Raw genomic sequence first — 13,406 nt, 5'->3', positions numbered from 1 at the left:
ACGGAGGTGAACCTTGCCCCGCGATCCGCTTCTCCACCCTCGCGCCCACGCCAAACCCGGGAGCCGGCGATGCCGATGACAGCCTTTCCCTTTTCCGGCCTGAACCTCGCCGTGACGACGCCTTTCGACGCGGAGGGCCGGGTCGATCTCGACCGGCTCGACGCGCATCTCGAGCGCTACATCGAGGCGGGTGTCGACGGCTTCGTCCTCAGTTCCGGGACCGGCATGCACGTCTATCTCACACGCGAAGAATCGGACGCGCTCGTCTCCCGGGGGGCGAAGGCGATCGCGGGGCGGGCGAAGCTCATCGTCCAGACTTCGGCGCTCCTGCTCGACGACGTGCTGGCCCGGACCCGGCACGCCGCCGACCACGGCGCGGATGGCGTCATGGTGCTGCCCCCGTTTTTCGAGGGCCCGGCCGACGACGAGGGTCTCCTCGCCTTCTACGCCGATGTGGCGGCGGCGGGCCTGCCGGTCATCGGCTACAACGTCCCGCAGGCGGTCGGCGTCGGCATCTCGCCCGCGCTTCTCGCGGAGCTCTGCCGGCTCCCGAACTTCGTCACCGTCAAGGACAGCGGCGGCGATCTGCCGCGGCAAGCGGCGCTGATCCGCACCGGCCTGCCGGTCATGAATGGCGCCGACCCGCTGACCCCGCATGCGCTCTTCGCCGGCGCCGCCGGCGTGATCTGGGGCGGCGCCAATTTCGCGCCCCGCGCCTGCGCGGCGCTGGTCCGGGCGGCGACGGAACGGCGCTGGGAGGATGTTCGCGAGATCTGGCGCCTGCTGGAACCGGCGATGAACCTCATCTGGGAAGGTGACTACGTGGCATCGGTCTACGCGGCGGCCGAGATCACCGGCTACGGCGCCGGTCAGCCGCGGCGTCCGCTGCGGCCACTCGACGCGGGGAAGCTGGAAGTGCTCCGCTCCGCCCTCGGCGATCTCGCCGCGCGGGAAGCGGCATGGCCGTGACAGCGGCGGCGCGCGTATTCAGGGCCTCGCAGCTGCCCGCTCAACCGGGCGTCTGCGGCTGGGCGGCCCTGCTCCCGCCACGATCCGTCACGCCAGCGCTTACGGGAGCGATCACCGCCGATGTGACGATCATCGGCGCCGGGTTCGCCGGCCTCTCCGCCGCTCGCGAGCTCCAGCGCCGCGACCCGACGCTTCGCATCGCGGTGCTGGAGGCGGGGACCGTCGGCGAAGGCCCGGCGGGCAGGAACTCCGGCTTCATCATCGACCTGCCGCACGAAGTCTCGGCCGAGGATTACGGCTCGGATCGCGGTTCCGGTCATGGTGGCGACCCGCTCCAACGGAGCCGCGACCGCGTTCTCGTCCAGCGCCGCGCCGTCAGCTTCGCGAAGGAACTGGCGGCGGAGCAAGGCTGGGGACGCGAGACGCTCGATGCCCGGGGGCGGCACCATCTCGCGATGACGGCGGAGGGCGACCGCCATATCGCCGATTACGCAGCGCATCTGGTCCGGCTCGGCGAGCCGCATGACCTTCTCGGCGCCGCCGCTGCCGCGGAAATCACCGGGTCGCGCGTCTTCACCTCCGGCCTCTACCTGCCCGGCGCGGTGATCGTGCAGCCCGCGGCCTATATCCGCGGCCTCGCCGACAGTCTCGCACCACCCGCCCGGCTCTTCGAGCGGACCCCGGCGCTCTCCTTCGAGCGCAGGGGCGGCGGCTGGCTCGTCCGCGCGCCCGATGGGTCGGTCGAGACCCCCCAAGTCATCCTCGCCAACAACGGCTATGCCGAGCGCTTCGGCTTCTTCCGGGGCCGCTTGCTGCACGTCTTCACCTATGCCTCGATGACGGAGGAATTCGATCCCGCGCGCCTCGGCGGTTGGCGAAGCTGGGCGGCGACCCCCTCCTCGCCGATGGGAACGACGCTTCGCCGAATCGAGGGCGCGCGCGGAGATCGCCTGCTCGTGCGATCGCGCTACACCTTCAACCCGAGCCTCGACGTGGGGCCGGGCACCTTGCGCCGCGCGGGCGCGCTGCATGACGGCAAGCTCGCGCACCGCTTTCCGGCGCTCGCGGGGATCGGGATGGCGTACCGCTGGGGCGGTGCCATGGCGCTGACCTGGAATGTGGTACCCGCCTTCGGCGAGGTCGAAACCGGCGTCCTCGCCGCCTGCGGCTGCAACGGGCTCGGCGCCTCGAACGCGACCGCCTCCGGCATCGCCGCCGCCGAGACGCTGCTGGGCGCGGAGACCGACCTCACCCGCGTCTACCGGAGCTTCGCCGCTCCCCGCGCTTTGCCAGCCCGGCCATTGACGCTCATCGGCGCCCGCGCCACGCTGGCGCTACGCGAATGGAAGGCCGGGATGGAATGACGCGGGAATCATCAGCGATGCGCCGGACGGACACCGGCACCGCGCCGAAAGCCCTGGCACTTACAGTCCCGGCACCAACAGTCGGGGCACAAACTCAGGGAGAGATCAGATGAAACTCACTCAGCTGCTCGGCGCCTCGGCGCTCGCGATACTGCCGGCGACGCCGCTGCTCGCGCAGGATGCCGAGGCGCCGCCGCCTTGCGAGAACTGCGCCGACACGATCACCATCTCGTCCTGGGGCGGAGCCTATCAGGCGATGCAGCAGAAGGCCTATGCCGAGCCCTATACGGAGGCGACCGGCGTCCGGATCATCTGGGACGAGAGCTCGAACGAGGCCGTGGCCAAGCTCCGCGCCATGAACGAGGCCGGGAACGTGACCTGGGATCTCGTCGATGTGCTCGCGACCGACGGCATCCGGCTTTGCGACGAGGGTCTGGCGGCGGAGGCCGAGTTCGACGAATGGCTCGCGCCCGCCCCCGATGGAACCTCGGCGAGCGAGGATCTCGGCGACAACATCGTCTCCGACTGCCACATCCCGACGAACCTCTACTCCACCACGGTCGGCTACCGCACCGATGTCGCGGCCTGGAACGGCGCCGTGCCAGGGGACATCTGCGCCATCTTCGACCTGGAGACCTTCCCCGGCAAGCGCGCCCTGGAGAAGCGGCCGATCAACAACCTCGAATGGGCGCTCATCTGTTCCGGCGTCCCGGCCGCGGAGGTCTACGACGCGCTCGAGACGCCCGAGGGGATCGACCAGGCGCTCGCCAAGCTCGACACGATCAAGTCGGAGACGATCTGGTGGTCGGCGGGCGCCGAGACGCCGCAGCTTCTCGCCGACGGCGAGGCGGTGATCGGTTCGACCTACAACGGGCGCCTGTTCTCGGTCATCGAGGAACAGAAGCAGCCGGTCGCGATGCTCTGGGACTATCAGGTCTTCGATATCGACGGCTTCATCGTGCCGGCCGACCTGCCCGAGGAGCGGCTGAACCGGGTGAAGCATTTCCTCCGCTTCGCGACCGATACGCAGCATCTGGCCGACCAGGCGAAGTTCATCTCCTACGGCCCCGCCCGCGCCTCGTCGCAGCCGCTCGTCGGCAATCATGTGGACCTCGGCATCGACATGGCTCCGCATATGCCGACGGCCCCGGAGAACGCCGAGACGGGCTTCCTCTTCAACTACACCTGGTGGGCGGACAACCGCGACGAGCTCGACGGCCGCTTCCAGGCCTGGCTCGGGCAGTAATCGCCCCGGCGAACCCGAGGCGGCGAAGGGTGCGCCATGCTCCCGCGCGGGCGAGATCCTCTCGACCCGCGCGGGGCGGAACGCCCGCCCTTCGCTCGCGCACCTCCGCGTCGATCCTGATCGACAGGCCCCTGGCCCTCGGCGGCCCGCCGCCGAGGCGAGTGGTCCATCCGTCCGGACCTGATTCCGTTTGAGTCGGATTCTTCTGGACCGACCGGTCCTGAACCCATGTGCTCCCTCTTGCCGCGGGATGAGTCTGCTGGGTCATGGGCCGGATCGACCCCGCTCGTCATCGAAAGCCAGACCCTGAAACAGGCTCACCCAGCGGCGGGTACGGTCGGATTGAGGAGCAATTCCAGTCGCGCCCCCTTGAGCATCCTGATCGCCGCCGCCGCCGGCCACCACGAAGCACTACGACGGCGAACTGGTGAGCGCGGCGACGGGCCACTGAGCCCGCGCGGCGAACAGGTATCCTGTCCTGCACGGGCTTCAGATCATGGCCCGTACCAGAGCCAGGATCGACCGGATGGAAGTTGCCATGGCCGTGATGTTGCGCGCGCTCTCAGCCAACCGCCCCGACCGTGGCGGAACCCGGCACGACCCACCGCGGGCCGCTCGCTGACCGGGGGCGCTCGCCATCGCGCCTGGCGCCCGTGCCGCCTTGGAGCTGCGAGGCGCCGGCCGATCCGGCGGCGAGCCCCCCGTCCTCCCACCGTCATCCGTGGCGCGAGGCGATCATGACGACGCCCGCGACGATGAGCGCGGCGCCGCCGGCCGCCGTGGCAAGGCCCTCGATGGACATGGTTTCGGATCGGCTCATGTCCCACGCCAGACCGAAGGCCAGCTGGCTGGCGACAAGGATCGAAATGGTCGGAGCGGCGCCGAGCTCGCGATAGCCGGTGATGCTCGCGAAGACGAAGAACGTGCCCAGGAGGCCCGGGATCACGAACCACGGCCGGAACATGCCGGTGATCCCGGTCGCCCCGTTCATCCCGGCCTTGCCCAGCAGCAGGACCGACAGCGCCACCAGCCCCACGGCCGAATTCATCACGAGTGCGACCAGCACCGAGGACGCCGCCCCGGTGATCCGCGCCATCAGGAGGTTCTGCGCGACCAGCGCCGCGCCCGCCGCGACGAGCAGAGCGAAGGTCGTGGCCGGCGTCACGGCTCGCCCGCCGGATCGGAAGCGGGATCGGGGACGGGATCGGGAACTGTCCGCCCGTCGAGCGTCAGCTGCAGGAAGGTCAGGTCCAGCCAGCGGCCGAACTTGGTTCCCACCTCGGTCAGATGGCCGACCCGCGCGAAGCCGAGCTTCTCATGCAGCCGGATCGAGCCGGTGTTGCCGGCCTCGATGCCAGCCACCATCACATGCTTGCCGAGTTCCCTGGCGCGGCCGATCAGCGCCTCCATGAGCGCTCGGCCGATGCCCGCGCCCCGCTGGTCGTTCCGGACATAGACCGAATGCTCGACCGTATGGCGATAGCCGTCCCACGCGCGCCAGTCGCCGAAGGAGGCGTAGCCCAGAATGTCGCCGTCGTCGGAAACGGCGACCAGCACCGGGTAGCCTGCCCGCCGCCGATCCGCGAGCCAGGCGCGCCGGTTGTCGACGCCGATCCTGACCTCGTTCCAGATGGCGGTCGTCTGCTCAACGGCGTCGTTGTAGATCGCCGTGACCTCCTCGAGATCCTCGTCTGCCGCGTCGCGAATCTTCATGGGCCTCTCTCCAGCCGTCACTATGATGGTGAACTAGTCCACTATATTGAACGATCTGTCAATGGCCGCGTTCGGCCCGCCCTCACCCGTCGCGCAGGACCATCACGGCATAGGTGCAGGCACGGTCACCGACATTGCGAAAAACGCACTCCGCCGGCGGCCCGAGGCGCAGGCAGTCACCCGCGCGCAATTCGTGGTGAATGGCACCCTCGACGAAGACGAGATCACCGTCGAGCACCCAGATCAGCTGCCGGATGAAGGCGAAGGCCGAGGCCGGCATGGGCACCTCCTTGCCCGCCGGAAGCGTGACCTGCACCAGATCGAGCGGCATGTCGGACCGGGGCGAGACCTGACGCCGGACATAACCGGTCTCCGGATCGGTCCAGACCGGCTGGTCATCCCTGCGCAGGAGATCTCCGCCGGCCGCCTCGGCCCGCGCCAGCAGGGTCGACATGCTGAGCCCGAAGGCTCCGGAAAGCTTGCCGAGCAGATTGGCGGTCGGAGAACTGTCGCCCCGCTCCACCTTGTGGATCATCGCGCGCGACACCGACGCCCGCTCCGCGAGGTCGGTCAGGGACCAGCCGCGGCCTTCCCTTTCGGCGCGGATACGGGCGCCAATCCTGAGATCGATATCGTCCTGCCGCATCGTGCTACCATAGTGGACAGACCCGGCATCCGGCAAGATCGCGTCGCGCGAAGGCGCTCCACCGGCGCGGGCGGCGGATCGACGCGGCCGTTCACGGTCGAGGAGACGTTTGTCCGCCCGCCTCTGATATGCGGTGAGCGCGGCCGGAAGTTCATGCCGCGGCTGCGAAAATGGCCCCAGGACCGACCCCGACGCCTCCCGCGCGAATCGACATACTCGCGGCTGAAGGCCCGCGCCGGACTCCTCGTCGCTCCCGATTCGTCGGCCGAACACCTTTGACAGAGCGACACATCTGAGCGAGAATTTGCCGCAGGGGTAACATTATGGTGAGGGTATTATGGGCGGCACTCCTTTGGAGGCGGCGCAGGCTGGGCGTGTGCGCCGACCGCGCGCGGCCGTGCGCTACGAACGCAAGGCCGACATGGCCGAGGCAGCGATCCGGCCGCTCAATACCACACGCCGGCGCACGCTGATCGTCGATCTCAACAATTTCTCGGTCTTCCCGACGCTTGCGATCGGACTCCTGGTCGCGACCCTGCGCAATTCCGGCTTCGAGGCCCGTGTTCTCTGCCCGCTCGCCTATGGCGTGGTCGCGGCCGAACGCGAGCGGCGCGAATCCATTCTCGACCATGCCGCGCGCCGGCTGCACCACACGACCTGGGCGCCGCTCCGCGCGACTCGCGACGAGGCGCGGCGGCTGCGTCAGTGGTGGAACAACCGCACCGATCCGCGGGTGCTGCGCGAGACCGCGAAGGCGCTCGCCGACCGGCCCGACGTGGTCCTGCTCTCGGCCTATCTCCAGCACTACAAGACCGTGGTCGAGATCTGCCGCATCGCGAAGGACCTCGGCGTCCCGGTCGTGCTCGGCGGCCCGTTCTTCAATGTCGCGGGCACGGCGGAGGCCTGGCGGGACATCCCCGGCCTGACCGCGATCGTTGGCGGCGAATCCGACCTCACCGTGGCGCGCGTGGTCGAGGCGGTCTGCGCGGGCGAGGATCTGCTCGCCTTCGAGGGCGTGTTCCTGCCCGACGGACGCCGGTCGCGGCCCGCCGCGCCGCTCAGGGGGCTGGACCGGCTGCCGATCCCGGATTTCACCGATTTCCCCTGGCATCTCTACAAGCACCGCGTCGTGCCGGTGATGACCGGGCGCGGCTGCCAGTGGAACAAATGCGCCTTCTGCTCGGACATCGTCTCGGCGAGCGGCCGGACCTTCCGCACCCGCCCGGTCGCGCAGGTGATGAACGAGCTGCGCGAACAGTCGCACCGGCACAACACCAAGAACTTCCTCTTCCTCGACCTCAAGCTCAACTCGAACCCGGCGATGCTGCGCGGCATCGTCGAGGAGATCCAGCGCACCGTGCATGGCGCGGAATGGATCGGCACCGTCCATGTCGATCAGCGAGCCGACAACGGCCTCTCCCGGCGCGAGTTGCGCGAGGCGGTGAACGCGGGCATGCGGCGGGTGAGCTTCGGGCTCGAGAGCGGCAGCCAGCGGCTTCTCGATTCGATGGACAAGGGTTGCCACGTCGAGGCCAATTCCGCCTTCATCCGGCACGCCCACGAGGCGGGACTGAGCGTGCGGGTCACGATGTTCAAGGGCTATCCCGGCGAGACCACCGAGGATCTGGAAGCGACCGAGTCCTTCCTGCGCGCGCACGCCCCCTATCTCGACCGGGTGCGCTACAACGACTTCTCGATCCACGAGGACACGCCGATCTACAACAGCGTCGTCGAGAATCCCGCCGCCTATCCGGACATGCGGGTGCGCCGTTACGACCATCGCAACGGCCGGGCGATCCACCAGAACGATGCGATCACGCACCGCGCCTATCGCCGGGTGAACAAGCGCATCCTCGACATCGTCTATGCGATCAACCGTCGTCCCGTGCGGCGCACCGCCCATGCCTTCGATGGTCTGATGTGAGCCGCGTCGACACCAGGGCCGCCTCCGATCCGCTGCGCCGCCGGCTGAGGCGCATCGGGCCGATGGAGCGGCGCGAGGAAGCGGTGGCCTTCATCCGCCGCTTTCACCGCGAGAACGAGCTTGGCGAGGGCGCGTCGCGCAAGCGCGAGGCCGAGGTGCGCCGCGCGCTCTCCCGCGACGGCTGGTACGCGCATACGCCCGAGGAACTCGCCTTCGGCGCCCGCATTGCCTGGCGCAACCACGCGCGCTGCGTCGGCCGGCTGCACTGGAAGTCGCTTGAGGTCCGCGACCTCCGGGAGGTCGCCGATCCCGACGAGATCGCGGGCTATCTGCTCGACCATCTGACGGACGCGCATTGCGGTGGCCGAGTCCGCTCGATCATCTCGATCTTCGCCCCGGTGAAGCGCGCCGAGATCCCGCCCTATGTCGAGAGCGACCAGCTGCTGCGCTATGCCGGCTATCTCCACGAGGATGGCCAGGTCACCGGCGATCCGCGCAATATCGAGCTCACGCGCACGGTTGAATCGCTCGGCTGGGAGCGGCCGGCGGAGCCCGGCATGTTCGACCTCCTGCCGATGATTCTGCGCGACCGCGAGGGGCGGCGGCTCATCTACGAGATCCCGCCCGAGGCCAGACCGGAAGTCGAGATCACCCTGCCCGGCCATCCGGAGTTCGACGCGCTCGGCCTGCGCTGGTACGCGGTGCCGGTGGTGAGCGGGATGATCCTCTCGATCGGCGGGATCGACTATCCCTGCGCCCCGTTCAACGGCTACTACATGTCGACCGAGATCGCCTCGCGCAATTTCGCCGACGAGAACCGCTATGACCTGCTTGGGCCCGTCGCGCGCGCGCTCGGCGAGGATACCTCCGCCAGGCCGCCGCTCTGGAAGGACCGCGCGCTTCTCGAACTGAACCGCGCCGTGCTCGGCTCCTTTGCCCGCGCAGGCGTGACGATGGTCGATCACCACGCGGCGAGCGCGCAGTTCATGGAGTTCAACCAGCGCGAGAAGGCGGCCGGCCGCGTCACCTCGGCGCAATGGAGCTGGATCGTGCCGCCGCAGGCCAGCGCCGCCTGCCCGGTCTTCCACCTGCCGATGACCGACCACAAGATGGTGCCGAACTTCTACCGCTCCGGAGCCGACGACGGCGCGGGCCTGCGGCCGAACCATTACGAGGAACGCCGCCATCGCTATCGCCAGCGCATCGATCGCTGGAAACGGGAGATCCGCGACTGGCGCCGCGCCAGGTCGTGAGGGGCGCGGCCGCTCGGGCTTCCATTCGGTACCTGCGGACGCCGAGGCCACCCGGAGCGGCCAAGCCGCGCGCCGCGGAGGTGATGCGCGTCCGGATGCGGGGAACTACGGCCAAGTCTCGCCCGGCGCGTCGCTCAGCTCCGCCGTCGTCAGCGGCGCTGCGCACAGCCAGGCGCGCGCCGCCTCGGGCTCGGCGAAGTCGAGCAGCAGGAACTCGGCCGCGCGCAGCCGTCCGTGGCCGAAGCGCGCGAGGCCCTGGATGTCAGCGAAATCAACCGCCGCCGTCGCCCCGCCACTCATCGCCGGATCCCCGCCAGCCAGCGCCGCAGCGCCCGCGCGCCGACCGGCCGTCGCTCGAGTCCGCGACGCACGCGGCTGTTCTCCGCGAGGTCGAAAGCGGCGAGGCCGGGTCGCACGCCCACCGCCCCGGTCGGCATAATGGTGACGTGGGAATCCCAGCAGAATGCCCTGTCCCGAAAAGATGCCCGCGGTTGACCACGAGATCGGGACATTTGCTGAGTTCGAGCATCGGCCCAACCAGATCGCGGAATGCGAGGCGGGCCTCCTCGTCGCTGGAGTCGGGCGGCAGGGCCTTGAGCTCACATTTCACCCGGATGAGCAGCCGGAGGAGCCGGAGGTCGTGCCTCGCGCGCTCAATGAGGTTGGCCTGGTCAGGCCGAAGGTCGGGGTTCGACAGCAGGCCGATCGGCGTGCCCTTCGGGATCGGACCCAGCTCGATGTCACCGTTCGCGTTCAGAAGCTACGGCAGCTCGTCCCGCAGCGGCTCGGCCACATCCACGAGAAAATCGGGCAGAAAACCGCGCGGGATGATCAGAAGGCTCCGCGCCGTGATCCCGTCGATCTTGCAGGGCAGCTTGTCGCCGAGCTCGGCATCCTTCTCCCTGCGTTCCGGCCAAAGCACCTGGCCGATGCCATCCTCGAAGGCGCGCATCCGCCCCTCCACCGAGGGATCGTTCGTATAGTAGCCGACGGAATTGTTCAGCAGATACGGCGCCGACGACCAGAGGCGGACGAGCGTCGCTGGTGTTGCCGCTGTTTAACCGGACACCTCGGCGGGTTGATGGGCGCGTCTGAACTCGCGGGGCGAGCGCATTCGTAGCCCGAAATGAGGATGGTTCTCGTTGTAGTCGTCGAACCATCCGGCGATCTGGTCAAGCGCGGTTCCGCTGTCGTGCACGGGGCTGACGCGAAGGTGGTCACGCTTCAGGGTCCTTACGAAGGCCTCGCTCATGCCGTTGCTCTCGGGGCTCGCGACCGGCGTGAAGCAGGGAACGAGGGTTGAGCTGGATGGCGAAGACGCGGGTGTCGTGGGCGTTCCAGCCCGGCGTGTTCTTCCGGTGGATGCGGCTCTTCGCACCGACATGTCGGGCAGGCTTTCGAGCCAGCGTTGCCAGACCTGATCCATGATGCCTTCGGAAACGCCCGCGCCCGCGAGAATTTCCTCAACGTCGCCGATGAACGCCGCGTCGGCGCCCCCGGAAATCACCCGGTCCTTGCCGAGCGTGCCGACCTCCACGTCATGCCCCTCGGCGCGCATCTGATTGGCGAATGTCTGCTGGTCGGGCCGGGCGGGCATCCCCGCGAGCCGCCGCGCGGCATCGCCGATCGTCGGGCCGGCGCGCTCGAACCGCGAGAAGGCGATGACCTTCTTCGTCTCCTTGTCGCGCACGGTGACGAAGAAGTCGCCGAAGCGCGCCAGGGGGAAGTAGGGCGCGGGCACCTTGTTCTTCTCGAACTGCCGGCGAAGATCCAGCATCCGAGCCCGCTTGTTCCAGCCGCTCACCTTCTTCGCCGCCGCATACCGCCGCTCGGCCGCTGCCACGGCGCTGTCGTAGGCCGCGCCCGAGAGGCCGTCATCGGTCGCCCGCTGAACCGCCTCGTCGCGGGCGCGCTTCGCCCGCTCCAGGCCATAGTTCATGCTGGCCTCGATGTTTTTCAGGAGCGCCGCGTCGGTCGCGTCGGAGAGCTTCTGATACTGGTCGCGGACGGTGCCGTAGATCCCGCGCAGTTCCTCGGGCAGCCCGGTGTAGACCTTGCGAAGCCGCTGGTATTCGGACCAGCGTTCGGCCTCGTCATCGGGAGACTTCCGCGGATCGCGCTGGAACGGCTGCGAGGGGTCGAGCCCGGCGACGGTGCTGTCGTGCATCATCTCCATGAGCTTCGCGTTCGCTTCGCCATGCTTGGCCGAGCGCGCGCGCCAGTCCTGGGCGATCCGGTCGGTGTCCGCGTGCCATTCGTTGCGAAGGGCGTCCATCTCGCTCTTGAGATGCAGGTATTGACCGGCGCTCGGCATCTCCTTGCCGAGCTCGGTGAACAGCGGCCTGCCCGGAACGAGCCCGAGGATGCCATAGTCGCCGTTCATCGCCTGGGTGATCGTGTTGCCGATCTTGCCGCGCTCGGTCTTGCGCGCTTCGGAGGGAGCCATGCGGGCGAGGCTCGGGCCGGTCTCCGCGCCGCGCGCCGGCGCCGCCGCATTCGCGCGCCGGCCGATCTCGCCGCTCTCGATGCGCCTGAGAACCTGATCGGCGGTCGTGAAGCCGTTGCCGCGCAGCGCGCCGCGCAAGGCCCGGATCACTTGCCGGATCTTCGAGAGCGCCTTGTCGACCAAACCGCCATAGCGGGTTCCGGCGCGGTAGCGCGCGAACATCTCGGCGACGAACTCTTGGTCCTTGAACTCGGTGGCGTCGCCGTAGCGGTCATCGTAGCCGGATTGCGCGTACCAGTCCCTGACCTCCGGGTTGGCCCGGCCCTCCGCGACAAGCGCCGACCATTCCTCGTCAGTGAACAGCCCCGCGCCGCGGAGCGCGTGGATCGCCTCATGGTCGAGGGTCTGCTCATAGCTGGAGGCGCCGAGAGCGCGGACCCTGCCGCCAGATTGGAGGGCGCCCACATCGGCGTCGGTCGGAGCCGCGAGCGCGATCTCGATGAGCGAGGATGCCGGGCGATAGATCCCGTAGACCATCGCGCCGCCGTCCATGATGATGTCGGAGACGGCGGCGCCGGCCCATCCCATGCCCATGCCATCGAGCCGGGACCGCATGTCGGCGGCGACCTTGGCGCGCATCTCGCGGAACCGCGGCGTCAGCACAACGCCGCTCTCGGCGCCCGCCTGGGCCATCTCGCGCAGCGTGGGCCCGTCGCCATCGACCATCGGCTCCCGCCGCGCCGCGCCGCGCCGACGCGGCAGCGTCGGGTTCTCGCGCTCGCGCCGCGCCTGATCCGGTTCTTCGATCACGTCCTCCACGATCATGGCGTCTTTTTCGCGCTTGGCCATGACGATGACGGGCGCCTCGTCGCTCCTGCGGGTTGCCTCGAAATACTGCCCGGCGCTGAGGCCGGTCCCATCATAGATCTCGCCGGCATTTTCGAACACGTGCGTTTTGGTGTCCTGGACCGACCGGAAGCCCCTGAGCGGTCGCGATGAGGCGGCGATGTATCGGTTCGGCCGCGCCGCCCTGGCGCGGTCGGCGGCGACCTCGGCCAGCATCACCTTCTTCTTGTACCAGTCGGACAGCCGCTCGGCCTCTTTGACCTCGGTGTCGTCAATCTCAAGTTCGGCCGCTTCCTTCTCGCGAGGCAGGCGGTTGTCGAGCCATTCGACTTCCTCCCGCGCGCGCTCTCCCGCCTCGGCGATCTTCCGGGCGATGACCTCGGGCATGAGCGAGGCTTGCAGCCTCGGCGAGTTGGCCGGGATCTTGGCGTCGGCCTCGCCGATCGTGATCGGCCGGTCGGCGCCAATGTCCGCGACGACCTCGTAATAGATATTGTTGAGCCGGTCCTTTTGCCGGGAAAGCAACACGTCGACGTTGCCGACCTTGAGTTCGATCATGGTGCCGATCGACGCCTCGCCGATGTCGTTCAGCGCGGCGAGGGCGGCGCGGGCATAACCCGACCGCTCGGTGACGGCCGCCGTGAGCGGGCCGGGCCGAACCGGGGCCTTCAATTCCTTCGGCAGCTTCGGCCAGTCCTTCTCGGGGACATTCGCTTCCTGCGCCGCGGCTCGCGCCTCCTTGGCCGCGTCGAGCGCCTCGCGATACGCGGGCTCGGCGGCCAGATAGTCGCGCAAGGCCTTCTCATAGGCGCGCAGAGCGGTCGCCCGCGCATCCTCAAGTTCGGCGACGGCGCCGCTCTCGCCGCCATGGGCGAGATCTCCGACCTCCTCCGCCCCAGGGTTTCTTGAGACATCCCAGACGGCTTAATTTGGGCCGACGGAGGTGTTGAGATGGGTGAGAATGAGCACGGAGGAGCTTCGAGCGCGGAGACCTCGGAT

At 68.9% G+C, this 13,406-nt stretch carries 10 protein-coding genes and 2 pseudogenes; 5 read left to right on the top strand and 7 right to left on the bottom strand.

The window, feature by feature from the left end; all coding sequences use genetic code 11:
• Positions 1-69 precede the first annotated feature (69 nt).
• From ACLJK8_RS08965 to ACLJK8_RS08955, 3 genes are all read left to right on the top strand, one after another.
• Positions 70-969 (top strand): dihydrodipicolinate synthase family protein, encoded by a 900-nt coding sequence (locus ACLJK8_RS08965; protein WP_413149845.1) that lies wholly within the window; start codon positions 70-72, stop codon positions 967-969.
• The gene (locus ACLJK8_RS08960; protein WP_413149844.1) at positions 960-2,333 is read left to right on the top strand and encodes an NAD(P)/FAD-dependent oxidoreductase; all 1,374 of its coding nucleotides are present in this window, start codon (positions 960-962) and stop codon (positions 2,331-2,333) included. The genes ACLJK8_RS08965 and ACLJK8_RS08960 overlap by 10 nt, the downstream gene beginning before the upstream one ends.
• Before the next feature lie 109 nt (positions 2,334-2,442).
• Positions 2,443-3,579 (top strand): extracellular solute-binding protein, encoded by a 1,137-nt coding sequence (locus tag ACLJK8_RS08955; protein ID WP_413149843.1) that lies wholly within the window; start codon positions 2,443-2,445, stop codon positions 3,577-3,579.
• Between the two features lie 715 nt (positions 3,580-4,294).
• Here the strand turns inward: ACLJK8_RS08955 and ACLJK8_RS08950 are convergent.
• The 3 genes from ACLJK8_RS08950 to ACLJK8_RS08940 all read right to left on the bottom strand — a co-directional run bounded on the left by ACLJK8_RS08950 (position 4,295) and on the right by ACLJK8_RS08940 (position 5,938).
• Positions 4,295-4,744, bottom strand: a complete 450-nt coding sequence (locus ACLJK8_RS08950) for a DMT family transporter (RefSeq protein ID WP_413149842.1) — start codon at positions 4,742-4,744, stop codon at positions 4,295-4,297.
• Positions 4,741-5,292, bottom strand: a complete 552-nt coding sequence (locus tag ACLJK8_RS08945) for an N-acetyltransferase family protein (RefSeq protein ID WP_413149841.1) — start codon at positions 5,290-5,292, stop codon at positions 4,741-4,743. The genes ACLJK8_RS08950 and ACLJK8_RS08945 overlap by 4 nt, the downstream gene beginning before the upstream one ends.
• A gap of 82 nt (positions 5,293-5,374) precedes the next feature.
• Positions 5,375-5,938: a helix-turn-helix domain-containing protein gene (locus ACLJK8_RS08940; protein ID WP_413149840.1), complete on the bottom strand. Its 564-nt coding sequence runs from the start codon at positions 5,936-5,938 to the stop codon at positions 5,375-5,377.
• Between the two features lie 376 nt (positions 5,939-6,314).
• Here ACLJK8_RS08940 and ACLJK8_RS08935 point away from each other — a divergent pair, with 376 nt between their 5' ends.
• Both ACLJK8_RS08935 and ACLJK8_RS08930 read left to right on the top strand, forming a co-directional pair.
• Complete coding sequence (locus tag ACLJK8_RS08935; protein ID WP_413149839.1) at positions 6,315-7,862, top strand: B12-binding domain-containing radical SAM protein; 1,548 nt, start codon at positions 6,315-6,317, stop codon at positions 7,860-7,862.
• Entirely contained in the window at positions 7,859-9,115 is a 1,257-nt protein-coding gene (locus ACLJK8_RS08930; RefSeq protein WP_413149838.1) for a nitric oxide synthase oxygenase, read from the top strand. The genes ACLJK8_RS08935 and ACLJK8_RS08930 overlap by 4 nt, the downstream gene beginning before the upstream one ends.
• Positions 9,116-9,220: 105 nt before the next feature.
• Here the strand turns inward: ACLJK8_RS08930 and ACLJK8_RS08925 are convergent, their stop codons facing one another.
• From ACLJK8_RS08925 to ACLJK8_RS08910, 4 genes and pseudogenes are all read right to left on the bottom strand, one after another.
• On the bottom strand, positions 9,221-9,415 hold the full coding sequence (locus ACLJK8_RS08925) for a hypothetical protein (protein ID WP_413149837.1): 195 nt from the start codon (positions 9,413-9,415) through the stop codon (positions 9,221-9,223).
• 460 nt (positions 9,416-9,875) lie between these two features.
• Entirely contained in the window at positions 9,876-10,067 is a 192-nt protein-coding gene (locus ACLJK8_RS08920; protein WP_413149836.1) for a hypothetical protein, read from the bottom strand.
• A 105-nt stretch (positions 10,068-10,172) separates the two neighbouring features.
• Positions 10,173-10,449 (bottom strand): annotated as a pseudogene (locus tag ACLJK8_RS08915) (integrase core domain-containing protein); the annotation flags it as partial.
• Positions 10,450-10,982: 533 nt separating this feature from the next.
• Positions 10,983-11,561: pseudogene (locus ACLJK8_RS08910) on the bottom strand (hypothetical protein); the annotation flags it as partial.
• Positions 11,562-13,406 lie beyond the last annotated feature (1,845 nt).

It is taken from the genome of Amaricoccus sp. W119, from assembly GCF_047275745.1.
GTDB lineage: Bacteria > Pseudomonadota > Alphaproteobacteria > Rhodobacterales > Rhodobacteraceae > Amaricoccus.
The sequence above is the reverse complement of the archived record's forward strand: the minus strand, read 5'-3'. Positions and strand labels throughout refer to the sequence as shown.